Genomic DNA, 25785 nt, shown 5'->3' with positions numbered 1-25785 from the left:
GCCCGCGCCCCCACACACCGCACCGAAAGGACACGCACATGTACACCCAGGCCATGGACACGATGGGCAAGGACGCAGGCGACGGCAAGCAGAAGGCCGTGCGCTCCGCCGACGAGCTGCGTCTCGAGGAACGCTTCGACGCGCGCATCGACGCGGGCGACTTCATCGAGGCGAAAGACTGGATGCCCGAGCACTACCGCAAGACGCTGGTGCGCCAGATCAGCCAGCACGCGCATTCGGAAATCGTCGGCATGCTGCCCGAGGGCAACTGGATCAGCCGCGCCCCCACGCTCAAGCGCAAGGCCATCCTGCTGGCCAAGGTGCAGGACGAAGGCGGCCACGGCCTGTACCTGTACGCCGCCGCCGAAACGCTGGGCACCTCGCGCGACCAGATGTTCGACGCGCTGCACACGGGCAAGGCCAAGTACAGCTCGATCTTCAACTACCCCACGCTCAGCTGGGCCGACATGGGCACCATCGGCTGGCTGGTCGACGGCGCGGCCATCATGAACCAGGTGCCGATCTGCCGCTGTTCGTACGCGCCGTATGCGCGCGCCATGATCCGCATCTGCCGCGAAGAGAGCTTTCACCAGCGCCAGGGCTACGAGTCGCTGCTGACCATGATGACCCACGGCACCGAGGCGCAAAAAGCCATGGTGCAGGACGCGGTCAACCGCTGGTGGTGGCCCTCGATCATGATGTTCGGACCGCCCGACGACCAGTCGCCCAACTCGGCGCAGTCGATGCGCTGGGGCATCAAGCGCTTCAGCAACGACGAGCTGCGCCAGAAGTTCATCGACGCCACCGTCGAGCAGGCCGCGATCCTCGGCGTGACGCTGCCCGACCCCGACCTCAAGTGGAACGAAGAACGCCAGTCGCACGACTTCGGCGTCATCGACTGGAGCGAATTCTGGCGCGTGATCGCCGGCGACGGCCCCTGCAACCGCGAACGCCTGCAGGCCCGCGTCGATGCCTGGGACGACGGCGCCTGGGTGCGCGAAGCCGCCCTGGCCCACGCCAACAAACAACCGATGAAGGAAGCAGCATGAGCACCGAAGTGAAACAAGAGTGGCCCCTGTGGGAAGTGTTCGTGCGCAGCAAGGCCGGCCTGGACCACAAGCACTGCGGCAGCCTGCACGCAGTCGATCCCAAGATGGCGATCCAGATGGCGCGCGACGTCTACACGCGCCGCCAGGAAGGCAGCAGCATCTGGGTGGTGCGCTCCGACCAGATCGTGGCCAGCGACCCGGGCGACAAGGACATGTTCTTCGACCCGGCCGAAGACAAGGTCTACCGCCACCCCACCTTCTACGCACTGCCCAAGTCCGTGGACCACATGTGAGCGAGCGGCACGCCATGCAAGCCTCGATCGAACTGAACCGCACGCCCGCCGTGCACTACCTGCTGCGCATCGGAGACACCTGCCTGGTGCTCGCGCAGCGCCTGGGCGAATGGTGCGGCCACGCACCGGTGCTCGAAGAAGACATCGCGATGGCCAACATCGCGCTCGACCTCGTCGGCCAGGCCCGCGCGGTGCTCACGCACGCCGGCCAGCTCGAAGGCGCTGATCGCGCGCACGACGAAGACCAGCTCGCCTACCTGCGCGACGAGCGCGACTACTTCAACCTCACGCTGGTCGAGCTGCCGCGCGGCGACTTCGCCTTTGCCGTGCTGCGCAACACCATGGTCGCCACGCTGCTCAAGCTGCTGTGGCAACGCCTGGCCGCGTCGAGCGACGCCGAGGTGGCCGCCATCGCCGGCAAGGCGCTGAAGGAAGCGCGCTACCACCAGCAACATTCGGCCGACTGGGTCGTGCGCCTGGGCGACGGCACCGACGAATCGCGCCGCCGCACCGAGAAGGCACTCAAGCAGCTGTGGCTCTACGTGCCCGAGCTGTTCGACAGCGACGACGTCGATGCGCAGGCCAGCGCCAGCGGCCTCGGCCCGGCCTGGAGCGAACTGCGCGAACCGTGGCTGGCCGAGATGCAGCAGGTGCTCGACGCCGCCGGCCTCGCCATGCCGAAGGAAGCCGCGTTCCGCAGCACCGGCAAGCACGGCGTGCACAGCGAGCACATGGGCTACATCCTGGCCGAGATGCAGCACCTGCAGCGCAGCTTCCCCGGAGGCGTGTGGTGACGAACGCACTGGCGTCGCGTGTCGATGCGGCGTGGGCCGTGCTGCACACCGTGCCCGACCCCGAGGTGCCGGCCGTGTCGGTCTGCGACCTGGGCATCGTGCGTGAGGTGATCGAGCACGACGACGGCCTGGAGATCGTGCTCACGCCGACCTACTCCGGCTGCCCCGCCACCGAAGCCATCGAGCACGACGTGCTGGCCGCCATCGAGAACGCAGGCCTGGGCCGTGCGCGCGCCACGCTGCGCCGCGCACCCGCCTGGACCAGCGACTGGATCAGCGACGCAGGCCGCGACAAGCTCAAGGCCTACGGCATCGCGCCGCCCGCGCACCTCACGCCCGAGCAGGCCTCCAACACCGCCGTGCCGATCAGGCTCTTCGGCCGCATGGCCGGCGAGCGCATCGCCTGCCCGCGCTGCGCCAGCGAGCGCACCGAGCGGCTGTCGGCTTTCGGCTCCACGGCGTGCAAGGCCCTGTACCGCTGCATGGCCTGCCGCGAACCTTTCGAACATTTCAAGCCTATCTGAGGCACGTCCACGATGAGCACCCTCTTCCACCCCCTGCGCGTGAAGGCCATCGAGCCCGACACGCACGAGGCCGTCATCGTCTCGTTCGAGGTGCCGGCCGACCTGCAGCAAGTCTTCGGCTTCACGCAGGGCCAGTACCTCACGCTGCGCCATGACATCGACGGCCAGGACCTGCGCCGCTCCTATTCGATCTGCGCCGGCCTCGACGACGGCGAGCTGCGCGTCGGCGTGCGCAAGGTGCGCGGCGGCGTGTTCTCCAACTGGATCAACGCCCACCTGCAGCCCGGCGACAGCCTGCAGGTGATGGCGCCGCAAGGCCGCTTCTTCGTTCCCATCGAGCCCGAGGCCGCACGCCACCACGTGGGCATTGCCGGCGGCAGCGGCATCACGCCGATCCTGTCGATCATGAAGACCGTGCTGGCGCGCGAGCCCAAGAGCCGCTTCACGCTGATCTACGGCAACCGCCAGCTGCAGTCCACGATGTTCAAGGAAGAGATCGAGGACCTGAAGAACCGCTACATGACGCGGCTCGTGCTGCAGCACGTGTTCTCCGACGAGCACACCGATTCGCCGCTGGGCTTCGGCGTGATGAACCGCGAGAAGATCGGTGAGTTCCTGGCCTCGGTGGTGCCCGCCGCGCAGATCGACCACGTGTACGTGTGCGGCCCGTTCCAGATGAACGACGAAGCCGAGGCCGCGCTGCTCGCCGCGGGCGTGCCCGAGGACCGCATCCACATCGAGCGCTTCGGCGTCGCGCTGCCCTCGACCAGCCAGGTCGGCGCGGTGGTGCACGAGGCGCAGCCGGGCGATGCCAAGCAGGCCCGCGTGACCATCGTGCGCGACGGCCTGCAGCGCGAGATCACCTACACCGAGGGCCAACCCAGCATCCTCGATGCGGCGTCGGCGGCCGGGCTCGAGGTGCCGTTCTCGTGCACCTCGGGCGTGTGCGGCACCTGCCGCGCGAAGTGCGTGGACGGGGAAGTCCGCATGGAAAGAAACTTCGCGCTCGACAAGAATGAGGTGGCCGCGGGATTCGTGCTGACCTGCCAGGCCCACCCCCTGACCGAACGCGTCACGCTGTCCTTCGACGAGCGTTGAACGCACGGCTTTTCCCTCGGCCTTTCCCCTTTCAACCCGGAGACAAACCAACCATGAAATTCTTCAAGCCCCTGCTGATCGCCGCCCTGTGCGCCACGGCCCTGTCGGCCTGGGCCGACGTCAACGTCGGCGTGACCATCTCGGCCACCGGGCCGGCGGCGTCGCTCGGCATTCCCGAGAAGAACACCATCGCGCTGATGCCCAAGACCATCGGCGGGCAGAAGATCAACTACATCGTGCTGGACGATGCCTCCGACACCACGGCCGCCGTGAACAACACGCGCAAGCTGATCGCCGAGAACAAGGTCGACGTGATCCTGGGCTCGACCACCACGCCGGCCTCGCTCGCGATGATCGACGTGGCCAGCGAGGCGCAGACGCCGATGATCTCGGTGGCCGCCTCGGCCCGCATCATCGAGCCGATGGACGCCAAGAAGAAGTGGGTCTTTAAGACGCCGCAGAACGACATCATGATGTCGCTGGCCATCGCCGAGCACATGGCCGCCAACGGCGTGAAGACGGTCGGTTTCATCGGCTTCTCCGACGCGTACGGCGAAGGCTGGTCGCAGGAGTTCGCCAAAGCCGCCGACCTGAAGAAGATCAAGATCGTCGCCAACGAACGCTATGCGCGCTCCGACACCTCGGTCACCGGCCAGGCGCTGAAACTCATGTCGGCCAAGCCCGACGCGGTGCTGGTCGCCGGCTCCGGCACGCCGGCCGCGCTGCCGCAGAAGACGCTCAAGGAGCGCGGCTACACCGGCAAGATGTACCAGACGCACGGCGTGGCCAACGCCGACTTCCTGCGCGTGGGCGGCAAGGACGTGGACGGCACTTTCCTGCCGGCCGGCCCGGTGCTCGTGGCCGACCAGCTGCCCGCCAGCAACCCGGTGAAGAAGTCTGCGCTCGCCTACGTCGCGGCCTATGAAGCCGCCTACGGCAAGGGCACGGTCTCGACCTTCGGCGCGCACGCCTGGGACGCGGGCCTCCTGATGAGTTCGGCCGTGCCGGTCGCGCTGAAGAAGGCCCAGCCGGGCACGCCGGAGTTCCGCGCCGCGCTGCGCGACGCGCTCGAGCAGACCAAGGACGTGTCGGGCGCGCACGGCGTGTTCAACATGACCGCGGCCGACCACCTGGGCCTGGACCAGCGCGCGCGCGTGATGGTGAAGATCGAAAACGGCGCCTGGAAATTCCAACCCTAAGCTCGCCCCCAGGCTCCGCGCACTTCGTGTCGCTTCTCCTACCCCCTACCGGGGGCAACACCAGAGGCCCGGCAAAGCCGGTTCCTCGGTGTTTCTGGAACAGGCCGCGATGGGTGTTTGTGGCAACGACCGCAATGACGGTCGCTCTTGATCTGATCTGACGCACGGGCCCCGCCCGAAGGTTTTCATATGGACTTGCAGATTGCCCTGTTGCTGGGGCAGGACGGCATCGTGAACGGCGCGGTCTACGGACTGATGGCGCTCGCGCTGGTGCTGGTGTTTTCGGTCACGCGCGTGATCTTCATTCCGCAGGGCGAGTTCGTCGCCTTCGGCGCGCTCTCGATGGCGGCGCTGCAGGGCGGGCGCACGCCGGCCACGCTGTGGCTGCTGGTGGCGCTGGGCGTCATGGCGCTGGCCGTGGAGGTGTGGCGCTGGAAGCGCGGCGCGACCATCGACTGGCGCTCGGCCTTCACCTGGTGCGTCGCCTTCCCGGCGATCGCCGCGGTGCTGGTGCTGGGCCTCAAACCCACGTCGATGACGATGCAGGCGGTCACCACGCTGGTGCTGATCGCGCCGCTGGGGCCGTTGCTCTATCGCCTGGCGTACCGCCCGTTGGCCGACGCCACGGTGCTGATGCTGCTGATCGTCTCGGTCGCGCTGCACGGCGTGCTGGTCGGCCTGGGCCTGTTCTTCTTCGGTGCCGAAGGTTCGCGCACCACGCCGTTCTCCGACGTGCGCTTCGACATCGGCGGCATCCCCGTGAGCGGCCAGTCGCTCGTGGTGGTGGGCGTCACGCTGCTGCTGGTGATCGCCATGTTCTGGTTCTTCGGCCGCTCCATGGTCGGCAAGGCGCTGCGCGCCACGGCCATCAACCGCGTGGGCGCGCGGCTCTCGGGCATTCCCACCGAGCTGTCGGGCGACCTGAGCTTTGCGCTCGCGGCACTCATCGGCGCGGTGTCGGGCCTGCTGATCGCACCGATCACCACGGTCTACTACGACACCGGTTTTCTCATCGGCCTGAAGGGCTTCGTGGCCGCCATCGTCGGCGGGCTCGCGAGCTACCCGCTGGCGCTCGCGGGCGCGCTGTTGGTCGGCCTGCTGGAGGCCTTCTCTTCGTTCTGGGCCAGCGCCTACAAGGAAGTGCTGGTGTTCACTTTGATCATTCCGGTGCTGTGGTGGCGTTCGCTGCGCAGCCATCATGTGGAGGACGAGGAATGAGCGCGCCGTCGACTTCATCTTCGCCCGCCACCGCCGTGCCCGCGGGCCATCCGCTGGTCACGCCGCGCACGCTCACGCTGGTGTGCATCGTGGCGCTCGCGCTGGCCTGGGGCTGGTTGCCCGACTTCACGGTCGCGGTGCTCAGCAACATCGGCCTGTACGCCCTGGTGGCCGCCGGGCTGGTCATGCTGACCGGCGTGGGCGGCATGACCTCCTTCGGCCAGGCCGCATTCGTCGGCATGGGCGCCTATGCCACGGCGTGGATCTGCACCTCGCCCACGGCCGCGGGCTGGCTCGGCGGTATCGCCGGTTCGGCGCTGGTGCCGTGGCTGGGCCTGCTGCTCGGGCTGGTGCTGACCTTCGCACTGGCCTGGGCGCTCGGCGCGGTCACGCTCAAGCTGTCGGGCCACTACCTGCCGCTGTGCACCATCGCCTGGGGCCTGAGCCTGTACTTCCTGCTCGGCAACATGGAGTTCCTGGGCGGCCAGACCGGCATCACGGGCGTGCCGCCGCTGGTGGTCGCAGGCATCTCGCTGGCCTCGCCGCGCGCACTCGGCGTGGTGATCTGGGCCGTGCTGCTGCTGGCGCTGTGGGCGCTGCACAACCTGCTCGACTCGCGCGAAGGCCGCGCCATCCGCGCGCTCAAGGGCGGCCGGCTCATGGCCGAGTCGATGGGCGTGGACACGGCGCGCCACCGCATCAAGCTGTTCGTGCTGGCCGCGCTGCTGGCGGCCGTGTCGGGCTGGCTCTACGCGCACATGCAGCGCTTCGTGAACCCGACGCCCTTCAACCTGAACATCGGCATCGAGATGCTGTTCATGGCGGTGGTTGGCGGCGCGGGCCACCTGTGGGGCGCGGTGCTCGGCGCCACGCTGATCACGCTGCTGAAGGAGAAGCTGCAGGACATCCTGCCCGCGCTGCTGGGCACCAGCGGCAACTTCGAGGTGGTGGTGTTCGGCCTCTTGATGCTGTTCGTGCTGCAGCGCTTTGCCGACGGCCTGTGGCCCACGCTGGCGCGGCTCGTGAGCCGCTGGGTGCGGCCGGTGGCCAAGGCGCCCGCAGCCGGTTCGGCCACGGCCCCGGCGGCGCAGCTCGCGCAGCGCGTGCTGCCGGCGGCAGGCACGATGCTCTTGCAGGCCGATGCGGTCAGCAAGCGCTTCGGCGGCCTCATCGCCAACAACGACATCTCGATGACGTTGAAGGCCGGCGAGATCCACGCGCTCATCGGACCGAACGGCGCGGGCAAGAGCACCTTCTTCAACATGATCTCGGGCGTGGACGACCCCAGCTCGGGCGAGGTGCGGCTCGAAGGCGATGCCATGTCGGGCCGCCCCTCGCGCGCCTTCGCGGCGCGCGGCCTGGGCCGCACCTTCCAGCACGTGCGCCTGCTGGGCCAGCGCAGCGTGGTCGAGAACGTGGCGCTCGGCGCCCACCTGCGCGCCAAACGCGGCTGGCTCGCCGCCATGCTGCGGCTGGACCGCGCCGAAGAGGCCGCGCTGATGGCCGAAGCCCGCAAGCAGATCGAGCGCTGCGGCCTCGGCGCGCATGCCGACACACCGGCCGCGTCGCTCTCGCTGGGGCAGCAGCGTGTGGTCGAGATCGCACGCGCGCTCGCCGGCCAGCCGTCGGTGCTGCTGCTGGACGAACCCGCCGCCGGCCTGCGCCACCTGGAAAAGCGCGCGTTGTCGGAGCTGCTGGGCCAGCTGCGCGCCGAAGGCCTGGGCATCCTCGTGGTGGAGCACGACATGGAGTTCGTGATGAACCTCGCCGACCGCATCACCGTGCTCGAGTTCGGCACCGTGATCGCCACCGGCACGCCAGCCGAAGTGCAGGCCAACCCGCGCGTGCTCGAGGCCTATCTGGGCGGCGCCGACGACGAACTGCTGGAAGACGCACGATGAGCCATCCGATCCTTCAACTGGAAGACTTCTGCGTCGCCTACCGCACCGTCGAGGCGGTGCACAGCGTGCGCCTGCACGTGAACGAAGGCGAGATCGTCACCGTGATCGGCCCCAACGGCGCCGGCAAGACCACGCTGCTGTGCGCGGCCATGGGCCTGCTGCAGTCGAGCGGCAAGCTGTCGCTGGACGGCGAGCGCATCGCGCGCCCCGGCGTCGAGACCATGGTGGCGCGCGGCGTGGCGCTGGTGCCCGAGCGGCGCGAGCTGTTCGGCGAGATGTCGGTCGAAGACAACCTGCTGCTCGGCGGCTTCTACCAGTGGCGCAAGGGCCAGCGCGACCAGCGCGCGCGCATGGACGAGATCTTCGAGATCTTTCCTCGCCTGAAGGAGCGCCGTCCGCAGATGGCGTCCACGCTCTCGGGCGGCGAGCGCCAGATGCTGGCCATCGGCCGCGCGCTCATGGCGCGCCCGCGCCTGCTGATGCTCGACGAGCCGTCGCTGGGCCTGGCCCCGCTGGTGGTGCGCGAGGTGCTGCGCGTGGTGTCGCAGCTGCGCAAGCACGGCGTCTCGGTGCTGCTGGTGGAACAGAACGCCCGCGCCGCGCTGCAGGTGGCCGACCGCGCCTACGTGCTCGAAATGGGCGCCGTGGCGCTCGAAGGCAACGCCGGCGATCTGCTGCACGACCAGCGAATCATCGATACCTACCTGGGCATCGGCAACAAGAAATGACCCCCGCGCAGCGCGCGCACCGCGCCGCTGCGCCTTCCCTCTTCAAAGGACACGCGCCATGACCACCCTTCAAAGCTACATCGCCGGCCGCTGGATCGGCCAGGAAGCCGCCCAATCGCTGCGCAGCGCCGTCAACGGCCAGGCCGTGGCGAGCACGCACGCCGAGGCCATCGACTTCGCCGAGGCGCTGGCGCACGCGCGCCGCGTCGGCATCCCCGCGCTCATGAAGCTCGACTTCCAGCAGCGCGCCGAGCGCCTGAAGGCGCTGGCCAAGTACCTGGCCGCGAACAAGGAAGCGCTGTATGCCGTGTCGGCCCACACGGGCGCCACGCGCGCCGACGGCTGGATCGACATCGAGGGCGGCGCCGGCACGCTGAGCGCCTACGCCAGCATTGGCACCAACGAGCTGCCCTCGGGCAACCTCGTGCACGAAGGCCCGGCCTTCCCGCTGGGCAAGAAGGGCGGCTTCGCGGGCACGCACATCCTGGTGCCGCGCGGCGGCGTGGCGGTGCACATCAACGCCTTCAACTTCCCGGTGTGGGGCCTGCTCGAGAAGTTCGCACCCAGCTTCCTGGCGGGCATGCCCTGCATCGGCAAGCCGGCCACGGCCACCAGCTACCTCACCGAGGCGCTGATGAAGCTCATCGTGCAGTCGGGCATCCTGCCCGAGGGCAGCCTGCAGCTCGTGATCGGCAGCACGGGCGACCTGCTCGACCGCCTCGAAGGGCCCGACGTGGTCACCTTCACCGGTTCGGCCGACACCGCTGCGAAGCTGCGCGTGAACGCGAACCTGGTGCGCCAGTCGATCCCGTTCAATGCCGAGGCCGACTCGCTCAACTGCGCGATCCTCGCGCCCGACGTGACGCCCGACGACGAGGAGTTCGATCTCTTCGTGAAGGAGGTGGCGCGCGAGATGACCATCAAGGCCGGCCAGAAGTGCACAGCCATCCGCCGCGCGATCGTGCCGCGCCAGCACCTCGATGCGGTGGCCGAGAAACTGCGCGCGCGCCTGGCCAAGACCGTCATCGGCGACCCCTCGCGCGAAGACGTGCGCATGGGCGCCCTCGCCTCGCGCGACCAGCAGGCCGACGTGGCCGAGCGCGTCGCCACGCTGCTGCAGGGCGCGGAGCTGGTGTACGGCGAGCGCGACGGCTTCGCGCCCGTGGGCGACGGCGTGGGCGAAGGCGCGTTCTTCGCGCCCACGCTGCTCCTGAGCCGCAAGCCGCTCGAACACGATGCGGCGCACGACGTCGAGGCCTTCGGCCCCGTCAGCATGCTCATGCCCTACGACGGCATCGACGAAGCGCTGGCGCTGGCCGCACGCGGCAAAGGCAGCCTCGTGGGCACGCTGGTCACGCGCGACCCGGCCATTGCGGCCAAGGCCATTCCGGTGGCTGCCGCCTGGCACGGCCGCCTGCTGGTGCTGGACCGCGAGGCCGCCGCCGAATCGACCGGCCACGGCTCGCCGCTGCCGGTGCTCAAGCACGGCGGCCCGGGCCGCGCGGGCGGCGGCGAAGAGCTCGGCGGCCTGCGCGCCGTGAAGCACTACCTGCAGCGCGCCGCGCTGCAGGGCTCGCCCACCATGCTCGCGGCCGTGACCGGCGAGCACGTGCGCGGCGCCGCGCTGCGCGAGAGCGAGGTGCATCCCTTCCGCCGCTACTTCGAAGAGCTGCGCATCGGCGACTCGCTGCTCACGCACCGCCGCACGGTGGGCGAGGCCGACATCGTCGCCTTCGGCGGCATCTCGGGCGACTACTTCTACATGCACTTCGACGAAGAAGCGGCCAAGGCCTCGCCCTTCGGCAAGCGCATTGCGCACGGCTACTTCGTGCTGTCGGCGGCCGCAGGCCTGTTCGTGTCGCCCTCGCCCGGCCCGGTGCTGGCCAACTACGGCCTGGACACGCTGCGCTTCGTCAAGCCCGTGGGCATCGGCGACACCATCCAGGCGCGCCTGACCTGCAAGCGCAAGATCGACCGCAACAAGAAGGACGCCGGCGGCCAGGGCCAGGGCGTGGTGGCCTGGGACGTCGAGGTGACCAACCAGCTCGGCGAGCTGGTCGCGAGCTACGATATCCTGACGCTCGTCTCCAAGAAACCAGAAACCACCTGATGTTCGATCTCACAGGAAAAGTCGCGCTCGTCACCGGCGGCAACGGCGGCATCGGTCTCGGCATGGCACAGGGCCTCGCCAAGGCCGGCGCCCGCGTCATCATTGCGGCGCGCAATGCGCAGAAGTCGGCCGCCGCGGTCGAATCGCTGAAGGCCCTGGGCAGCGACAGCTTCGCGCTCGCGCTCGACGTGACCGACGAAGCCTCGGTGCAGAAGGCCTTCGACGAGGTCGCCGCGCGCTGCGGCCGGCTCGACATCCTCGTGAACAACGCCGGCACCACGGTGCGCAAGCCCGTCGACCAGCTCGCGCTGGCCGAGTGGCACCAGGTGATGGACACCAACCTCACCAGCGCCTTCCTGTGCAGCCGCGCCGCGCACCCGCACCTCAAGAAGGCGGGCGGCGGCAAGATCATCAACATCGGCTCGATGATGTCGATCTTCGGCGCGCCCTACGCCCCAGCTTACGCCGCGAGCAAGGCCGGCATCGTGCAGCTCACCAAGTCGACCGCGCTCTCGTGGGCGGCCGACCAGATCCAGGTCAACGCCATCCTGCCGGGCTGGTTCGAGACCGAGCTGACCGACGGTGCGCGCACCCAGATCCCGGGCCTGTACGAGCGCGTGAAGGCGCGCGCCGCCGCCGGCCGCTGGGGCCAGCCGGGCGACATCGCGGGCACGGCCGTGTTCCTGGCCAGCGCCGCCTCCGACTACGTGACCGGCACCGCCATCCCGGTCGACGGCGGGTTTTCGATCTCCGGCTGAGTCTTGCGGGCCGTGTAAATTCGGCCGCCATGCTCCTCTGGTTCCAGCTCTTTCTTTTCGTCGCCGGCACGGCCGCGCTGCTGTACGTGTCGCGCGGGCCGCTGAGCCAGCCCGGCTCGCACGGCTTCTACCGCTTCTTCGCGTGGGAATGCATGCTGGTGCTGATCGTGCTGAACCTGCCGGTGTGGCATGTCGATCCGCTCTCGTTCACGCAGCTGCTCTCGTGCGTGCTGCTGGCGCTGTCGATCTGGCTGCCGATCCACGCGGTGCGGCTGCTCAAGGCGCAGGGCAAGCCGAGCGAGGCGCGCAACGACGACCCGGCCCTGTACGGTTTTGAAAAGACCTCGGCGCTGGTGACCACCGGCGCCTTCCGCTACATCCGCCACCCGATGTACACGGCGTTGATGCTGCTGGCCTGGGGCGCCTTCCTCAAGCAGTTCACTTGGCTCACGCTGGCGCTGGTGCTGATGGCCACGCTGTTCCTGTTCCTGACGGCGCTGCGCGACGAAAAGGAATGCCTCGCGCATTTCGGCGACGACTACCGCGCGTACATGCGCGGCACGCGGCGCTTCATTCCTTTCGTGCTGTAGCGCCGGGCGCTTCGGGTGCGCCCTCTTCTTTCCTCGCGCCCCACCAGGCCGCGAGCACCAGCCCGCCCTTGCGCACCAGCAGCACCGCCATGACCACCAGCACGGCCCGCGAGGCCACGTAGCCCGCGATACCGAGCACCGTGGACGGCAGCGGCTTGGACGCCCAGAAGATGACCCAGGTCGCTAGGCCGGCCATCGCCAGCCCGCCGACGATCAGCATCACGCCACCCACCATCCACGTGAGGATCGCGAGCCGCGCGGCCAGGCCGGTCAGGCGGTCGGCACCGGGCCAGTCGCGCCAGGTCCACAGCGCGGCCAGGCCCAGCGAGCCCATCATGGCCGCCAGCAGGCCCATGAGGCTGTAGCCGACGACGGTGATGATCTGGTTCAGGTCCGGCATGCAGGTTACGGTGCCACGCGCGGCAGCGTCTTTGCATCGACCGCCTCGCCGTCGACGATGAAGTGCCCGCCCGCCACATGGTGCAGCGTGCGCAGCTCGTCGTGGCCCTCGAAATGCCAGCGGCCTTCGGAGAACACGCGCGCATCGGCCTGCGCCGCGATCACCTCGCCCAGGAACAGGTCGTAGCGCTGCTGGATCGGCGGCTCGGGCAGCAGCCGGCATTCGAGCCAGGCCGCGCAGCCTTCGAGCAGCGGCACGCCGGTGGCCTCGCCCGCGAAGGTCGCGAGGCCGTAGGCGGCGAACTTGTCGCTGCCGTCGCGCTCGGCGATCTCGCGGCCCGAGCTGTTGCCCAGCGCCTCGGTCAGGTCGAGCTGCGCGCGCGTGGGCACCTGCAGCGCAAAGGTGCCCGCGCCTTCGAGCAGCACGCGCGTCCAGGTGCTCTTGTCGAGCACCACCGCCACCTTGGGCGGATCGAAGTCCAGCGGCATGGCCCAGGCCGCGGCCATGATGTTGCGCCGGCCGTCGTGCGCGGCGCTCACGAGGACGGTCGGGCCGTGGTTCAGGAGACGGTAGGCCTTGTTCAGCGGAACCGGCCGGCGGTGAGAGGCGTTCATGCGCGTGGGGCCCGCGAAAGCGAGCCCGGAGGATGGCGGCCCGCCAGCCTACCAGCAGGCGCCGGGCTGCTCAAATGCCCGGCGACCCGTCAGGCCGCGTAGGCGTCGCACAGCGCGAGGTACTCGTCGCCCGAAATCTCCAGCGCCGTCGCGCGGCGCAGCACGCGGGCCTTCGGCTTGGGCAGGTCGGTCTTGATCTGGATCTGCTTGCCGATGGGAATGCCCATGTAGTCCTGGTTGACCCAGGTGTTCTCGACGATGTTGTGCCACGGCAGCAGCAGGCCGTTCTCGAAGGTCAGGCCCTGGCGGCCGATGACGAAGGCGGGCGTTGCGATGTTGGCCAGCGTACGGATGCACTTGACGGCCAGCCAAGCGGCCAGCAGGCCGAAGCCCGCCGCGATGAGGATGCCGATGTTCTTGTCCTGCGCGCGGATGCACAGCACGGCGAGCACGACCGCGACCACCACCCAGAGCGTGGCACCGGCGATCAGCCGTGTGCGGGAGTAGAAGACGGGGCGGTCCTGGCGGGTTTTTTCCTGTTGGCTGGCGGAGCTGTAGATTTCCATTTTGGAGTCGCTGTACTTTGGAGATTGAAGAAAGAAAAAGAAGGGCTCAGGCTGACGGCAGACGCTGCATGAGGCACACCATCAGCACCGGTTCGTTGTCGATCTTCGAGCGATCGATCTTGCGGGTCTTGCCGTTGGCGACGATGAGCAGGTGCTCGTCGACGTCCATCGCTTCGGCATCCGACTGCGTGCGGATGGTGTCGATGCTCGACCACGCGATGAGCTGGCCCTTGTGCACCAGCCCTTCCGCATTCAGCGCCAGCGCGCCGAAGGGCACGGTGTCGCCCGCATGCAGGCGCCGCTCGACGTCGTGGCGCAGCACCTCGCCGACGGCCTCTTCCACTTCGGCGACGAGCGCGTACGGGTCGTCCCACAGGTCGAGCCGCAGGCGCAGCGTGCGGCCGTCGCGGGTGGTGAGCAGCAGGTGGTTGCGGTTGTGGCGATGGCGCAGCCGCGTCACGTCGGCGAAGGCGATGGTCTGCGTGCCCAGCTGCAGGCCGTGCGCGGTCAGCGTCAGCACCTGCGGGGTGCGCAGCCACGCGAAGAAGTCGCTGCCCTTCCAGCAGATCAGGTAGATCGCGGCCGGGATCGCCAGCACCAGCACGAAGAAGGCGCCCTTGTAGCGCACGAAGTCCGGCGTGATGAGGTACGGAAGGATGTAGATCTTGGCCGGCACCAGCACCATGGCGCAGAAGACATAGATCGCGGCCAGGCCGGCCAGCACACAGTAGAACGCGTAGCGCGGAAAGATGCGGTCGTGACGAAGGGGCATGTGAAGCAAGTACCCAATGCGTCGACAACGGGCGTGATGGCGTGGAGCTGAATTGCGCGCACGACCATACCAGCGGGAAGCGTCGCTCTCGAGGCTTCGCATGCGTTAACGCATCTTTTTTTTAAGCCGAGAACGCTTGCCGCGAAACCAGTTAACCGAGAAGATTTAAGTTTGATGCCTGCTTCGACACAAGCGCTGCTTAAGCATTCATGGCAACTCTGCAAGCAGCGCACCGTGTGCGATGCGCACGCGCGCGTCGTCAGCGCTGCAGCGTCGCCTGCCGCCTGAACTCGCTCGGGCTGCCGCCCGTGTGCGCGCGGAACACGCGGCTGAAGTGCGAGAGGTTGCCGAAGCCCGCGCCCAGTGCGATGTCGGTGATCGAGCGCGCGGCGTTCGCGGGATCGATCAGGTCGCGGATGCTGGCCGCCAGCCGCTGGTGCTGGATGTAGCCGGTGAGCGTGTCGTCGTCGCCCGCGAAGGCCTGGTGCAGCAGGCGCTTGCTGCAACGCAGGGCCAGTGCCATGCCGTCGATCGAGAGTGCCGGGTCGCGCAGGTTCTGCGCCACGTGGCGGTGGATGCGGTCTTTCAGCGCCTCGCGCTGGGTCTGGGCGGTGCTGCGGCCCGCCAGCTCCATGAGCGACAGGCGCACCAGCTGGATCAGCAGCTCGCCCGCGCCGCGCGCGGCGGCCTCGCTCATGTGGGGCAGCTCCAGGTAGGTGTTGCGCATGGTCTCCAGCGCCACGCGCGAGATGCCGCTGTCGCCGCCGATGCGCCGCGCCACGAGGTCGCCCAGCGGCAGCGCGGGCGAGGCGATCTGGTCTTTCGGCAGCATCACGATGAGGTGGTCGCTGCGCTCGGGATTGGCCACGGTGTAGTCGAGCGTGGTGTCGTACAGCGTCCAGCCGCCCGCGCGCACCGCCGCCGCGCGCCCGCGCTGCGTGACCTCCGCCGAGCCCTGCCAGGGCGCGACGATCTTCAGGTAGGGCGCATCGCTCAGGCGCGCCATCTGCGGGGTTCGCAAGACACGATGCCGGTTGGCCTCCAGCCGCGTGAGGATCACGTCGCCCGCATGCGAGGACGCGAGGTGGCCGTCGAAATCGCTGTCACCGTACAGGTCGGAGCCGAGGCCGCCGAAGTGGCGCCACACCCACTCGCACCACAGCGGCCCGCGTTCCTTCGGCGGGATGGCGTCGGTGGACAGGAGCAGGGACGCGGTCATGGGGCGAAAGCAGTGAAGACGAAAGATTGCAACACGGCGGCGGGATGCCGCGCATTGTGGAGTGCCCGCAAAGCCCTCGCCTTTGCGGGTTAACCACTAGGCGCCTGCACGCTGCGTCAAGTGCTTTGTGCGCGGCAGGCACAGCGGCAAAGGGCGTGCGTTTCTACGATCCCGGTCAGCGGGCGCATACCGACGCCCGGAAGGAGACCTCCATGCTTCACCCCACCCGCCGCCACTGGATCCAGGGCACGGCCACCGCGCTGGGCGCGGCCGCCGTCACGCCGCAGCTGTTCGCGCAGAGTGCGCCCGTTCGCATCGGCTACGCCATCGCCCGCACCGGCCCCTGGGCCGCGGGCGCGCAGGTGAGCCAGGAACCCAACTACCTGCTGTGGGCCGAGCAGGTCAACGCCGCGGGCGGCCTGTCGGTGAAGGGCACGAAGCGGCCGATCGAGCTCATCGGCTACGACGACCGCAGCGAGACCGAGACCTGCGTGCGCACCTTCGAGAAGCTCATGGGCAGCGACAAGGTCGACCTCGTGCTGCCGCCCTGGGGGTCGGGTGCCAACTTCGCGGTCGCACCGCTGGCCAACCGCTTCGGCTACCCGCTGCTGGCGCCCACCGCCCTGTCGCGCAAGCTCATCGACATGCGCCTGCCCTTCTTCTTCTCGCTGCTGCAGCAGCCCGACAAGATGATGGGCGCGCTGGTCGACATGCTGGTGGCGCAGAACGTGAAGACGATCACCATCGTCTACATGGACGACCTGTTCGGGCTGGAGAACTTCGCGGCGCTGAACAACGCGCTGAAGAAGACGCAGATCCAGGTGCTCGACCGCAAGAGCTACCCGCTGGGCGTGAAAGACCTTGCGCCGGTTCTGCGCACCATGAAGGACCTGAACCCCGACGCCTTCATCGGCATCACCTACCCGCCGGACACCATCCTGGCGAGCCGGCAGGCGCGCGAGGTGGGCTTCAACCCGAAGTACTTCTACGCCTCGGTGGGCACGGCCTTCCAGCTCTACAAGAACGTGATGGCCGCCAACACCGAGGGCGTGATCGGCATGGGCTCGTGGAACGGCAAGACCAGCCCCGAGGCCAAGGCCTACTTCGATGCGCACACGAAGAAGTTCGGCAAGGAGCCCGACCGCTGGGCCAGCGGCCACGCGTGGGCGGGCCTGCAGATCCTGCAGCAGGCGGTGGAGAAAGTGGGCCTGGACCGCAAGGCGCTGCGCGAGCAGATCGCGAAGAACGAGTTCAAGACCATCCTCGGGCCGATCCGCTTCGAAGGCAGCGAGAACGCGTCGATCCCCGGCACCGTGTCGCAGTGGCAGGGCGGCGACTTCGAAGTGGTGTGGCCCAAGGACCGCGCCACCGCGCAACTGATGCCCAAGCCGGCCTGGAAATAACAGCGTGTCGTTCTCTGGATGGGCCGAGCTCCTGGCCGGCGGATTGATCACGGGCGGCATCTACGCGCTGGTGGCCATCGGACTGAACCTGCAGTACGGGCTGATGCGCATCATGAACATCTCGCACGGCGAGTTCCTGATGCTCGGTGCCTTTCTCACCTGGTGGGCGCACACGGCGCTGGGCATCTCGCCGCTGGTGTTCATGCCGGTGGCCTTCGTGCTGCTGATGGCATTGGGCATGGCGGTGCACTGGCTGTGCTTCCGGCAGGTGGCGGCGCGCGCGCCGAACGTCGACGTGTTCGAGGCGCGCAGCCTGATGGTCGGCTTCGGCCTGATGTTCTTCGTGCAGAACACCGCCCTGCTCGTGTGGGGCGGCGACCTGCGCGGCTACGACTACCTGGCCGAGCCGGTACAGCTGGGCGAGATGCGCTTCACCGCCAACAAGCTGGTGCTGTTCGGCGTGGCGCTGGCGCTGAGCCTCGTGCTCATCGCGCTGCTCAAGCTCACGCTGCTGGGCAAGGCGGTGCGCGCGCTGATGCAGTCACCCACCGGCGCGCAGCTCGTGGGCATCAACACCAAGCGGCTGCACCCGCTGATGTTCGGCATCGGCCTGGGCCTGTCGGGCGTGGCGGGCGCGCTGCTGTCGATGACCTACGAGATCTCGCCCTCGATGGGCGAGCCCTACACCGTGACGGCGCTGATCGTCATCACCCTCGGCGGCTTCGGCAGCATCGCGGGCAGCCTCGTCGGCGGCCTGCTGCTGGGCGTGGTCGAAGCGCTGGGCATGCACTACACGAGCCCCTCGCTCAAGATGCTGCTGTCGTATGCCGTGTTCATCGGCGTGCTGATCTGGCGGCCCAACGGACTGTTCTCCAGAAGATGAATTCCCTCTTTCAAAACAAGCCCTGGTGGGTGCTTTGCATCGGCCTCGCGCTGGCGGCCGCCGTGCCGTGGGTCGCGAGCGAGTTCATCGCCTCGGTCGCGCTCGGCTGCCTGATGTACATCGCGCTGGCCACGAGCTGGTCGCTGTTCTGCGGTGCCACGCGCTACCTGTCGCTGGCCACCTCGGCCTTCTTCGGCCTGGGCGCGTATGCGAGCGCCACGCTGCTCGAGGTGCTGCCCTGGCCGCTGGTCATTGTGAGCGGCGCGGCCATCGCGAGCGCGGTGGCGGTGCTGATGGGCGCGGCCGTGCTGCACCTGCGCGGCACCTACTTCGCGGTGCTGACCTTCGGCATGACCGAGCTGATCCGCCATGCGGTCACCTTTGTCGAAAAGCAGGTCTCGGGCACGGTGGGACGCGTGCTGACGGTCGTGCCGTCGAACGAAACGGTGTACCTCACGGTGCTGGCCATCGCGGGAGTTGCGATTGCAACGGCCCTGCTGGTCAAGCGCAGCCGCTTCGGCCTCGCGCTGGCCGGCATCGGCGCCGACGAGCAACGCGCGCAGACGCTGGGCGTGGACACGCGCCGCGTGAAGATCGCCGGCTTTGCGCTCACCGCCGCCTTCGCCGGCGCGGTCGGCGCGGCGATGGCCGTGCGCTGGACCTACATCGAGCCGGCCGCCGTGTTCAGCCCCTTCATCGGCTTCCAGACCGTGCTGATCGCGATGATCGGCGGGGCCGCCAGCATCGGCGGGCCGGTGGCCGCGGCCATCGTGTTCAGCCTGCTCTCGGAGACGCTGCGGCTGCAGCTGCCCTACGGCTACATGATGGTGCTGGGGCTGCTGCTCATCCTGTGCGTGATGTACCTGCCCAACGGCCTCGCGTCGCTGTGGCAGCGCAAGGCGGCCGCGTTGCGGAGGCACGCACCATGAAGGCCACGCCACTTCTCGAAGCCCGCGACCTCACGGTGCGCTTCGGCGGACTCACCGCCGTCGATGCCGTGAGCGCCACGCTGCACGCGGGCGAGCTGGTCGGCATCATCGGCCCCAACGGCGCGGGCAAGACGACCTTCTTCAACGCGATCTCGGGCGTGGTCATGCCGACCTCGGGGCAGCTGCTGGTGGAAGGCGACGTCGACCTCACGCGGCGCGGCCCGCACCTGTACGCCGCCCACGGCATCGCGCGCACCTTCCAGACACCGCGCGTGATGGCCGACATGACGCTCGAGGACAACGTGCGCTTCGGCATGCAGTTCGCGGGGCGCCGCCGCGCGCCCATCGCAGGCCTGGGCAGCACCGGCGAGATCCTCGACATGCTGGGCCTGGGCGGCCTCGCCACGCAGATCGCGGCCGACGTCACGCCCTCGCAGCAGCGGCTGCTCGAGATCGGCATGGCGCTCGGCACCCGGCCGCGCGTGCTGCTGCTCGACGAAGTGGCGGCCGGCCTCACCGAGGCGGAGGTCGATGCCATGGCGCGGCGCATCCGCCGCCTGCGCGACGACCACGGCCTCGCCGTCGTGTGGATCGAGCACGCGGTGACCACGCTGCTGAAGTACGTCGAGCGCGTGCTGGTGCTGCACCAGGGCCGCAAGATCGCCGACGGCACGCCGGCCGAGGTCGTGCGCAATGCCGAGGTGATCGAGGCCTACCTGGGCGACGAGATGGAGGCCACGGCATGAGCGGCACATTCATGACCGTGCGCGGCCTCTCGGCCGGCTACCACGGCTTCCAGGTCATCCAGGGCCTGGACCTCGACGTGACGCCCGGCGTCACCGTCGTGCTCGGGCCCAACGGCGCGGGCAAGACCACGCTGCTCAAGGCGCTCGCGGGGCTGCTGCCGCGCACGGGCGACGCGGTGCTCGACGGTGCGGCCTTGCCGTCCGCCGATGCCACAGCCTGCGTGCGGCGTGGCCTCGCGCTGGTGGCAGAAGGTAGGCAGCTGTTCCCGCAGATGACCGTCACCGAGAACCTCGAGCTCGGCGGCTGGCTCATCCCCGCGCGGCTGCGCGCCGAGCGGCTCGCGCGCGCCTTCGATGACTTTCCGCGCCTGAAGGAACGCGCCACGCAGCTCGCCGGCACCATGAGCGGCGGCGAGCAGCAGATGGTCGCCGTGGCGCGCGCCCTGATGAGCGGGCCGCGCCTGCTGATGCTCGACGAGCCCTCGCTCGGCCTGGCGCCGCGCATGGTCGACGAGCTGCTCGCCATCGTGCGCCGCATCGCCGACCAGGGCGTGACCGTGCTCATGGTCGAGCAGAACGTGCGCAAGGCCTTGCAGGCCGCCGACCGCGGCTACGTGCTCGAACGCGGGCGCGTCGTCGCCTCGGGCGAAGCGCAGGCGCTGCTGCATTCCGACGCCGTGCGCCAGGCCTACCTGGGCGTGGCCTGAACACCCCTCTTCCTCTTTCTTTCTTGCAAAGGACACCCATGACCGACATCTCCATGCTCATCGACGGCGAACGCCGCGCGGCCACCGGCGGCGCCACCTTCGAGCGCCGCAACCCGCTGGACGGCGGCATCGCCACGCGCGCCCCCGCCGCCACGCCGGCCGACGCGGTCGCCGCTGTCGATGCCGCGCAGCGCGCCTTCGCCACCTGGTCGCAGACCGGCCCCAACGAGCGCCGCGCCCTGCTGCTCAAGGCCGCGCACGCGCTCGAAGCGCGCGCCGACGCCTTCGTGCAGGCCATGGCGCGCGAGACCGGCGCCTCGGCGCTGTGGGCCGGCTTCAACGTGCACCTGGCGGTCGGCATCCTCACCGAGGCCGCGTCGCTCACCACGCAGATCGCGGGCGAAGTCATTCCGTCCGACGTGCCCGGCAGCCTCGCCATGGGCGTGCGGCAGGCGGCAGGCGTGGTGCTGGGCATCGCGCCGTGGAACGCCCCCGTGATCCTGGCCACGCGCGCCATCGCCACGCCGCTGGCCTGCGGCAACACCGTCGTGCTCAAGGGCTCCGAGCTGTGCCCCGAGACGCATGCGCTCATCATCGAAGCGCTGGCCGAGGCCGGCCTGCCCAAGGGTACGGTCAACTTCGTCACCAACGCGCCCGCCGACGCGGGCGCCGTGGTCGAAGCCATGGTCGCGCACCCGGCGGTGCGGCGCGTCAACTTCACCGGCTCCACGCGCGTGGGCCGCCTCATCGCGCAGACCTGTGCCACCTACCTGAAACCCGCCGTGCTCGAACTCGGCGGCAAGGCGCCCTTCGTGGTGCTCGACGACGCCGACATCGACGCGGCCGTGGACGGCGCGATCTTCGGCGCCTTCGCCAACTCGGGCCAGATCTGCATGTCGACCGAACGCCTCGTGGTCGACAACGCCATCGCCGACGAATTCGTCTCGAAGTTCGCCGCCCGCGCACAGTCCTTGCCGCTCGGCGACCCGCGCGAAGGCCCCGTCGTGCTGGGCTCGGTCGTCGACATGAGCGCCGTGACGCGCTGCAACGCGCTGATCGACGACGCCCTCGCCAAGGGCGCGGTCCTCGTATGCGGCGGCAAGGCGCAGAACACGCTGATGCCCGCCACCGTGCTCGACCACGTCACGCCCGCGATGGCCATCTACCGCGAGGAATCGTTCGGGCCGGTGAAGGCGGTCGTGCGCGTGAACGGCGTGGAAGAGGCCGTGGCGGTGGCCAACGACAACGAGTTCGGCCTGTCGTCCGCCGTGTTCGGCCGCGATGTGGCGCGTGCGTGGAACGTGGCGCAGCGCATCGAGGCGGGGATCTGCCATGTCAACGGACCGACGGTGCATGACGAGGCGCAGATGCCGTTTGGGGGGGTGAAGTCGTCGGGGTACGGGCGGTTTGGGGGGCGGGCGGGCGTCGAGGCGTTCACGGAGCTGCGGTGGATTACGGTGCAGACGACGGCGCGGCACTATCCGTTCTGACAGGCGCAGCAACGTCTGTCAGAACCGAGAGGATGCCCCGCGGGAAGACTCAGATGTCTTTCTTCCCATCCAACCGCTTGCCCCACCACGGTCGATTGAACTGGCTGAAGGTGGTCGCATAGCGGAACTCCTGGCGCTCCGGCGGCGGCGTGTGATTGGGCGGCGGCAGCACCACGATCGCGCGCGCCGAGCCAGCGTCTTGCGTGCTCACGTACATCACGGGGTGGTTGCGCCGATGGGCCGCATAGCTGGCCATCAGCAAGGAGAAGCTGACAGTGTTGGCGCCCAGGTCTCCCAGCAGCGACACCATGTCCACGTTCTGTTCGACATCGTCGAAGTCATCGATATCGATCTTCAGGTCATGAAGGGCACGGGTGAGCAGAACCAGTCGTGCCGTCGCGTCCTTGGCGCCGCGTCCCGCGTCGCGCACCCAGGTCCCGATCTGCTTGGGTGCAATGCCTGCATTGGCAGCGGCTTGCTCAATCGCCGCGCGATAGGCCATGGATGCCTTGGTGTCGCCCTTGGCTTCAGGCTTCATGTCGTCGATCGACACTTGAGCGGGTGCATACCAGTTGACCAACGGCGTGCGACCAGTAGCGAAACCCGGATTGGCCAGCATCAGGAGGACCGCGGCTTCGTTGGGTTGCTCGTCCTTCGGCGCATTTGGCGCGTCGGCCGAAGCCATCCACATGCCCTTGCCAGGGACTTGGCGGATGTAGTCAAGAGAAGCCAGGAGGCCCGGCCAGCCATCGGCACTCGGAACCAGGGCAAGGTCAGGCTGAGACTCGCCTCCAAAGTACCCGTAGCCTGAGGTCCAGAAGTCGTTGACTTGCGCCGGCGTTGCGTAGCGCGGCTCAAAGCTCGAGACGATCTTCAGCCCGTTCATCTTGATCCCGTTCCAGAGGAAAAAGTGAAAACCGTCGTAGGTCGTTCGGTTGTAGTTGCTGACGGGAAGAGTGAACGCGGCGCAAGTTTCCCTGGTCAGGACATAGACGAAATGCGAGCGCTTTGTCGTGCCGCCGGTTCCGTCGACCGGGGCCCATACCTTCTTCGGGGGCACGCCCCGCGGTCCCGGATCAAGGAAGCCTGGCAGATTGAATGCCAGTGGATAGCCGCGTTGCGTCAGCGGCGAGATCAGGTTGGCTCCGATCAGTTGCGCCACAGGCTGAACGGCAACGGAGGCAGAAGGAAGCACGGATGCAGCGGCGACCGCCTCGCCCCCATTCTTGCGCCATCCCAGGGCGGAAAGTAGTCCCATCACGGCTCCCTTGGTCAGAAGTGTTCGACGTTGCTGCATGGAATGCCCTCAATACAGGAAGCCCAACGGAGGGCCTTCGCGTTCATCCTTGATTCCATCGGCGTAGGTTCGCATGTGCTCGATGTCGTAGTACTCATGAAGTGTTTTTTTGGATTTTTTCTTGTCTGGTTCGGTTGGGACTTCGTACTTTCCTTCTGCGTAGTACGAAAAGAAATTGTTGGGCTCCTGCTCCAACTTGTCCGGAATAAACCGCCAATGCGCAATCTTCCGGAACCTCACCCAATCCTCTCGACTCAGCCAGCAATTCCCCACCGCCACGTCATACGCAAGCACACACCGCGCATGCTCGGCATTGGTGAGGATGGTCGAGTGGTCCGTTGCGTTGGGGTTCTCGTTGATCATCCTCTGACGGTCTTTGTGTTCGTCTTCGTCTGTCTTGATATCGCCTTGCGCGCGGTGCATGCGAACGCGCGCATTGTGTTCATAGATCAGCTCGCCCTGACTTTGTGCATCGCCCTTGCCCTGCCCGCCATACAGCGTTCCAGTTTCGGGGTTCGCAGCATTCAGGGCATCGCGCGAACCGTCCTTGCCTTGGTCGAAGTCTCCGACGGTTCCGTAGCGAACGCTTTGCGGCATGACGGGCTTGCGCAAGTAAGGCGCAGAGACCGGCACGGCATAGCCCTTGTCCGGCATGGCGCTGGCACTGATGCCGCCCATGGCGCGGGTGATCACATAGAACAGCGGTGACGCCAGCCACGACACCATCCGACTGGGCAAGGTCTGCGAGGGATTGAAGTCCAGCGAGTACTTCACATGCTCGGGCTCCGGCACCCAGAACTTCTTGGGGTCGTGGTTGTCCTCGTGATACCGGTAGGTGCGCCCCCAGGCCTTGTCGCCGACCTGCAGCGGTTTGCCGTCGCGCCGGGCTTGAGCCCACACCCGCTGGAACATGGTGCCCGCCGGGCTCGGCTCCTTCGCACCTTCGGGCATGACTGTCGCGTCGACCTTCTTGAGGGTCGCCAGATCGAGGCCCTTCCAGCCGATGCCCTGAACCGGGCTTGCCGAGATGACCTGGTCGTGCGGGTTGCAATAGAGAAAGATCTTTCCTCGGTTGTCCCGGTCCTTGGACAGGTCTTCCGGCGGGTCGACCCAGAAGGCGCCCAGCTCCCACAGCGGCTTTCCGCTTTCCTTGTCCTTCAGGCCGAGCCAGGCATTGATCTCTTCGCGCTTTTGTTCCGCCGCGGCCCGGGCCTCGACCAACGCGATGAAATTCTTCAGTGTCGCGACGCGCGCCTCGGGCGTCACGGCGCCCTTCTTCCCGGCGTGGCTGCGTTGGCTCCGGTTCACGACCTTGTCCATGAAGTTGATCCCGGTCGAATAGGGCGGGTTGCACATGACATAGGTGTCGGCAATGGCCTTGCCACCCGATTCCTTGTCGTTGCTCCCCAGGAATGCAGCGCCCAGCGACACCATGTTGCCCTGGCTGTGGCAGACCACGGTGATCGGGCAATCCGGTTGTGCCTTGCGGATGGCCTTGATGAGTTCCTTCAACCGGTGCGCCGCATGTGCGAAGTAGGCACGCGGCGGCGACGCGTAGATCTCGCGCCCTTCGACAGGCAACATGTTGGTGTAGATCCACCAGAACGCTCGGTCGTTCAGCCCCAGCCCCCACATGTCGGCCAAGGTGGCCGTGCCGTTCTGAAACGGGCCACCGCCCCAGGCGTCGAACTCGTCGAGAAAGATGCGCTCCTGCCAATACTCGGCGTTGTCCTGTTCGTTGGTGCCGTCTTTCGCGGCAGCCTTGAAGCCCCAACGAAAACGGATCACCGGCGAACGCGCCTCGCTGCTTTCGTCGATGTACGACTTCGTGCTGAGACTCTGGTCCAGCCTGCCATCGGGTTGAACCTCGGGCTTGTATCGCACGGCCGCCAGCGTCGAGCCGGCAGCTGCGCCGTCGACCCAACCCAGGCGCTCCATCAGGCCCTGGCACAAACCCGCCTCGGTCTGCTCGTACCACTCGCCCGTGGAATTCACGCCGTGCACGAGGATGATCACGCCCGGAATCGGTGACTTGGCCAGCAACTCCTGTCGCGGGTCGAAGTTCTTTCCGGTCGACACGCGATCGTCGTTGGCGAGCACGTAGTTCTCTGCACTGACCGGCGCTCCCTGCGCAGGCGCTGCGTTTGTCGATTCGTCTGTCATGCGTGTCGTGTCCGGAGGAATTCGATCTTCATCGTCTCGAAGCCATCGAAATCGGTGATCGCTGTTTCGCCCTTGTCGTTGGAGATCCCTTCAATGACCTGGCCGTTGGCACGGGTGATGCGGTACCTTTGTTTCGGTATGGGATGACCATCGATCTCGCGCACGAGAACGAAAGAGCGATGGCTGCCGCCCGACTTTGGAAAGGCCGGCAGGTCGGCCCCCAGGCTCGTCGGCCCAGCCAACTTCCGCTGCACCGAGTGATAAGTGATCTTCCCCGGACACTCGAAGGTGATGTCCCCATCCTGCAGCGTGATCGACGCGCCCTGCGCCGTCG

The 25785-nt window shown here is 68.0% G+C and carries 25 protein-coding genes and 1 pseudogene; 18 read left to right on the top strand and 8 right to left on the bottom strand.

Annotated elements, in window-relative coordinates; translation table 11 throughout:
• The first annotated feature begins 38 nt into the window (after positions 1–38).
• From paaA to AC07SQ_RS10695, 12 genes are all read left to right on the top strand, one after another.
• Positions 39–1049, top strand: a complete 1011-nt coding sequence (gene paaA / locus AC07SQ_RS10750; protein WP_095743879.1) for a 1,2-phenylacetyl-CoA epoxidase subunit PaaA — start codon at positions 39–41, stop codon at positions 1047–1049.
• Positions 1046–1342, top strand: coding sequence for a 1,2-phenylacetyl-CoA epoxidase subunit PaaB (gene paaB, locus AC07SQ_RS10745; protein WP_056578133.1), 297 nt, complete (start codon positions 1046–1048; stop codon positions 1340–1342). Before paaA ends, paaB begins: the two co-directional genes overlap by 4 nt.
• 14 nt (positions 1343–1356) lie before the next feature.
• Positions 1357–2136, top strand: a complete 780-nt coding sequence (gene paaC / locus AC07SQ_RS10740) for a 1,2-phenylacetyl-CoA epoxidase subunit PaaC (RefSeq protein ID WP_159278221.1) — start codon at positions 1357–1359, stop codon at positions 2134–2136.
• Positions 2130–2660, top strand: a complete 531-nt coding sequence (gene paaD / locus AC07SQ_RS10735) for a 1,2-phenylacetyl-CoA epoxidase subunit PaaD (RefSeq protein WP_495271216.1) — start codon at positions 2130–2132, stop codon at positions 2658–2660. The genes paaC and paaD overlap by 7 nt, the downstream gene beginning before the upstream one ends.
• A 12-nt stretch (positions 2661–2672) precedes the next feature.
• Positions 2673–3758 carry a 1,2-phenylacetyl-CoA epoxidase subunit PaaE gene (paaE, locus tag AC07SQ_RS10730; protein WP_495271217.1) on the top strand — a complete coding sequence of 362 codons (1086 nt, stop codon included), beginning with the start codon at positions 2673–2675 and terminating at the stop codon, positions 3756–3758.
• A 53-nt stretch (positions 3759–3811) separates the two neighbouring features.
• On the top strand, positions 3812–4957 hold the full coding sequence (locus AC07SQ_RS10725; RefSeq protein WP_070063655.1) for an ABC transporter substrate-binding protein: 1146 nt from the start codon (positions 3812–3814) through the stop codon (positions 4955–4957).
• A gap of 189 nt (positions 4958–5146) precedes the next feature.
• Positions 5147–6175 (top strand): branched-chain amino acid ABC transporter permease, encoded by a 1029-nt coding sequence (locus AC07SQ_RS10720; RefSeq protein ID WP_062478648.1) that lies wholly within the window; start codon positions 5147–5149, stop codon positions 6173–6175.
• Positions 6172–8076 (top strand): branched-chain amino acid ABC transporter ATP-binding protein/permease, encoded by a 1905-nt coding sequence (locus AC07SQ_RS10715; RefSeq protein ID WP_495271218.1) that lies wholly within the window; start codon positions 6172–6174, stop codon positions 8074–8076. The genes AC07SQ_RS10720 and AC07SQ_RS10715 overlap by 4 nt, the downstream gene beginning before the upstream one ends.
• Complete coding sequence (locus AC07SQ_RS10710; protein WP_095743875.1) at positions 8073–8804, top strand: ABC transporter ATP-binding protein; 732 nt, start codon at positions 8073–8075, stop codon at positions 8802–8804. The genes AC07SQ_RS10715 and AC07SQ_RS10710 overlap by 4 nt, the downstream gene beginning before the upstream one ends.
• Positions 8805–8862: 58 nt before the next feature.
• Positions 8863–10914 (top strand): phenylacetic acid degradation bifunctional protein PaaZ, encoded by a 2052-nt coding sequence (paaZ, locus tag AC07SQ_RS10705; protein ID WP_495271219.1) that lies wholly within the window; start codon positions 8863–8865, stop codon positions 10912–10914.
• Positions 10914–11672 (top strand): SDR family NAD(P)-dependent oxidoreductase, encoded by a 759-nt coding sequence (locus AC07SQ_RS10700; protein WP_495271220.1) that lies wholly within the window; start codon positions 10914–10916, stop codon positions 11670–11672. Before paaZ ends, AC07SQ_RS10700 begins: the two co-directional genes overlap by 1 nt.
• 29 nt (positions 11673–11701) lie before the next feature.
• Positions 11702–12262, top strand: a complete 561-nt coding sequence (locus AC07SQ_RS10695; protein WP_095949416.1) for a methyltransferase family protein — start codon at positions 11702–11704, stop codon at positions 12260–12262.
• Here the strand turns inward: AC07SQ_RS10695 and AC07SQ_RS10690 are convergent.
• The 5 genes from AC07SQ_RS10690 to AC07SQ_RS10670 form a co-directional block, all read right to left on the bottom strand.
• Positions 12243–12662 (bottom strand): hypothetical protein, encoded by a 420-nt coding sequence (locus AC07SQ_RS10690; RefSeq protein ID WP_495271221.1) that lies wholly within the window; start codon positions 12660–12662, stop codon positions 12243–12245. The two genes, AC07SQ_RS10695 and AC07SQ_RS10690, sit on opposite strands and share 20 nt — an antisense overlap.
• Positions 12663–12667: 5 nt before the next feature.
• Positions 12668–13276 (bottom strand): flavin reductase family protein, encoded by a 609-nt coding sequence (locus AC07SQ_RS10685; protein WP_495271222.1) that lies wholly within the window; start codon positions 13274–13276, stop codon positions 12668–12670.
• 89 nt (positions 13277–13365) lie between these two features.
• On the bottom strand, positions 13366–13842 hold the full coding sequence (locus AC07SQ_RS10680) for a hypothetical protein (RefSeq protein WP_062478668.1): 477 nt from the start codon (positions 13840–13842) through the stop codon (positions 13366–13368).
• Positions 13843–13888: 46 nt separating this feature from the next.
• Positions 13889–14614, bottom strand: coding sequence for a hypothetical protein (locus tag AC07SQ_RS10675; RefSeq protein WP_495271223.1), 726 nt, complete (start codon positions 14612–14614; stop codon positions 13889–13891).
• Between the two features lie 259 nt (positions 14615–14873).
• Positions 14874–15833, bottom strand: a complete 960-nt coding sequence (locus tag AC07SQ_RS10670; protein WP_095949420.1) for an AraC-like ligand-binding domain-containing protein — start codon at positions 15831–15833, stop codon at positions 14874–14876.
• A gap of 212 nt (positions 15834–16045) precedes the next feature.
• Between AC07SQ_RS10670 and AC07SQ_RS10665 the strand changes: the two genes are divergently transcribed.
• From AC07SQ_RS10665 to AC07SQ_RS10640, 6 genes are read left to right on the top strand one after another with little or no spacing between them, the layout of a single operon-like run.
• Positions 16046–17236 (top strand): amino acid ABC transporter substrate-binding protein, encoded by a 1191-nt coding sequence (locus AC07SQ_RS10665; RefSeq protein WP_495271224.1) that lies wholly within the window; start codon positions 16046–16048, stop codon positions 17234–17236.
• A gap of 4 nt (positions 17237–17240) precedes the next feature.
• Positions 17241–18119, top strand: a complete 879-nt coding sequence (locus AC07SQ_RS10660; protein WP_307696326.1) for a branched-chain amino acid ABC transporter permease — start codon at positions 17241–17243, stop codon at positions 18117–18119.
• Positions 18116–19048 (top strand): branched-chain amino acid ABC transporter permease, encoded by a 933-nt coding sequence (locus AC07SQ_RS10655; RefSeq protein ID WP_495271225.1) that lies wholly within the window; start codon positions 18116–18118, stop codon positions 19046–19048. The genes AC07SQ_RS10660 and AC07SQ_RS10655 overlap by 4 nt, the downstream gene beginning before the upstream one ends.
• The gene (locus AC07SQ_RS10650; RefSeq protein ID WP_495271226.1) at positions 19045–19794 is read left to right on the top strand and encodes an ABC transporter ATP-binding protein; all 750 of its coding nucleotides are present in this window, start codon (positions 19045–19047) and stop codon (positions 19792–19794) included. Before AC07SQ_RS10655 ends, AC07SQ_RS10650 begins: the two co-directional genes overlap by 4 nt.
• On the top strand, positions 19791–20501 hold the full coding sequence (locus tag AC07SQ_RS10645) for an ABC transporter ATP-binding protein (RefSeq protein WP_492741256.1): 711 nt from the start codon (positions 19791–19793) through the stop codon (positions 20499–20501). Before AC07SQ_RS10650 ends, AC07SQ_RS10645 begins: the two co-directional genes overlap by 4 nt.
• A gap of 38 nt (positions 20502–20539) precedes the next feature.
• Complete coding sequence (locus AC07SQ_RS10640) at positions 20540–21991, top strand: aldehyde dehydrogenase (RefSeq protein ID WP_495271227.1); 1452 nt, start codon at positions 20540–20542, stop codon at positions 21989–21991.
• Positions 21992–22040: 49 nt separating this feature from the next.
• Here AC07SQ_RS10640 and AC07SQ_RS10635 read toward each other — a convergent pair whose 3' ends face one another.
• From AC07SQ_RS10635 to AC07SQ_RS10625, 3 genes and pseudogenes are all read right to left on the bottom strand, one after another.
• Entirely contained in the window at positions 22041–23288 is a 1248-nt protein-coding gene (locus AC07SQ_RS10635; RefSeq protein WP_495271228.1) for a hypothetical protein, read from the bottom strand.
• Positions 23289–23297: 9 nt separating this feature from the next.
• Positions 23298–25451 (bottom strand): T6SS effector phospholipase Tle3 domain-containing protein, encoded by a 2154-nt coding sequence (locus tag AC07SQ_RS10630; protein ID WP_495271229.1) that lies wholly within the window; start codon positions 25449–25451, stop codon positions 23298–23300.
• A pseudogene (locus AC07SQ_RS10625) lies at positions 25448–25785 on the bottom strand (type VI secretion system tip protein VgrG); the annotation flags it as partial. The gene AC07SQ_RS10630 and the pseudogene AC07SQ_RS10625, both read right to left, overlap by 4 nt.

The organism is Variovorax sp. GW821-FHT06D12 (assembly GCF_059419205.1).
Note: the sequence above shows the minus strand (reverse complement) of the source record. Positions and strands in the feature narration are given on the sequence as shown.

Excerpts from the sequence above, each read along its gene's own strand:
- paaA (WP_095743879.1), top strand. The coding sequence starts at position 39 with ATGTACACCCAGGCCATGGACACGATGGGCAAGGACGCAGGCGACGGC.
- paaB (WP_056578133.1), top strand. The coding sequence starts at position 1,046 with ATGAGCACCGAAGTGAAACAAGAGTGGCCCCTGTGGGAAGTGTTCGTG.
- paaC (WP_159278221.1), top strand. The coding sequence starts at position 1,357 with ATGCAAGCCTCGATCGAACTGAACCGCACGCCCGCCGTGCACTACCTG.
- paaE (WP_495271217.1), top strand. The coding sequence starts at position 2,673 with ATGAGCACCCTCTTCCACCCCCTGCGCGTGAAGGCCATCGAGCCCGAC.
- AC07SQ_RS10725 (WP_070063655.1), top strand. The coding sequence starts at position 3,812 with ATGAAATTCTTCAAGCCCCTGCTGATCGCCGCCCTGTGCGCCACGGCC.
- AC07SQ_RS10720 (WP_062478648.1), top strand. The coding sequence starts at position 5,147 with ATGGACTTGCAGATTGCCCTGTTGCTGGGGCAGGACGGCATCGTGAAC.
- AC07SQ_RS10715 (WP_495271218.1), top strand. The coding sequence starts at position 6,172 with ATGAGCGCGCCGTCGACTTCATCTTCGCCCGCCACCGCCGTGCCCGCG.
- AC07SQ_RS10710 (WP_095743875.1), top strand. The coding sequence starts at position 8,073 with ATGAGCCATCCGATCCTTCAACTGGAAGACTTCTGCGTCGCCTACCGC.
- paaZ (WP_495271219.1), top strand. The coding sequence starts at position 8,863 with ATGACCACCCTTCAAAGCTACATCGCCGGCCGCTGGATCGGCCAGGAA.
- AC07SQ_RS10700 (WP_495271220.1), top strand. The coding sequence starts at position 10,914 with ATGTTCGATCTCACAGGAAAAGTCGCGCTCGTCACCGGCGGCAACGGC.
- AC07SQ_RS10695 (WP_095949416.1), top strand. The coding sequence starts at position 11,702 with ATGCTCCTCTGGTTCCAGCTCTTTCTTTTCGTCGCCGGCACGGCCGCG.
- AC07SQ_RS10690 (WP_495271221.1), bottom strand. The coding sequence starts at position 12,662 with ATGCCGGACCTGAACCAGATCATCACCGTCGTCGGCTACAGCCTCATG.
- AC07SQ_RS10685 (WP_495271222.1), bottom strand. The coding sequence starts at position 13,276 with ATGAACGCCTCTCACCGCCGGCCGGTTCCGCTGAACAAGGCCTACCGT.
- AC07SQ_RS10680 (WP_062478668.1), bottom strand. The coding sequence starts at position 13,842 with ATGGAAATCTACAGCTCCGCCAGCCAACAGGAAAAAACCCGCCAGGAC.
- AC07SQ_RS10675 (WP_495271223.1), bottom strand. The coding sequence starts at position 14,614 with ATGCCCCTTCGTCACGACCGCATCTTTCCGCGCTACGCGTTCTACTGT.
- AC07SQ_RS10670 (WP_095949420.1), bottom strand. The coding sequence starts at position 15,833 with ATGACCGCGTCCCTGCTCCTGTCCACCGACGCCATCCCGCCGAAGGAA.
- AC07SQ_RS10665 (WP_495271224.1), top strand. The coding sequence starts at position 16,046 with ATGCTTCACCCCACCCGCCGCCACTGGATCCAGGGCACGGCCACCGCG.
- AC07SQ_RS10655 (WP_495271225.1), top strand. The coding sequence starts at position 18,116 with ATGAATTCCCTCTTTCAAAACAAGCCCTGGTGGGTGCTTTGCATCGGC.
- AC07SQ_RS10650 (WP_495271226.1), top strand. The coding sequence starts at position 19,045 with ATGAAGGCCACGCCACTTCTCGAAGCCCGCGACCTCACGGTGCGCTTC.
- AC07SQ_RS10645 (WP_492741256.1), top strand. The coding sequence starts at position 19,791 with ATGAGCGGCACATTCATGACCGTGCGCGGCCTCTCGGCCGGCTACCAC.
- AC07SQ_RS10640 (WP_495271227.1), top strand. The coding sequence starts at position 20,540 with ATGACCGACATCTCCATGCTCATCGACGGCGAACGCCGCGCGGCCACC.
- AC07SQ_RS10635 (WP_495271228.1), bottom strand. The coding sequence starts at position 23,288 with ATGCAGCAACGTCGAACACTTCTGACCAAGGGAGCCGTGATGGGACTA.
- AC07SQ_RS10630 (WP_495271229.1), bottom strand. The coding sequence starts at position 25,451 with ATGACAGACGAATCGACAAACGCAGCGCCTGCGCAGGGAGCGCCGGTC.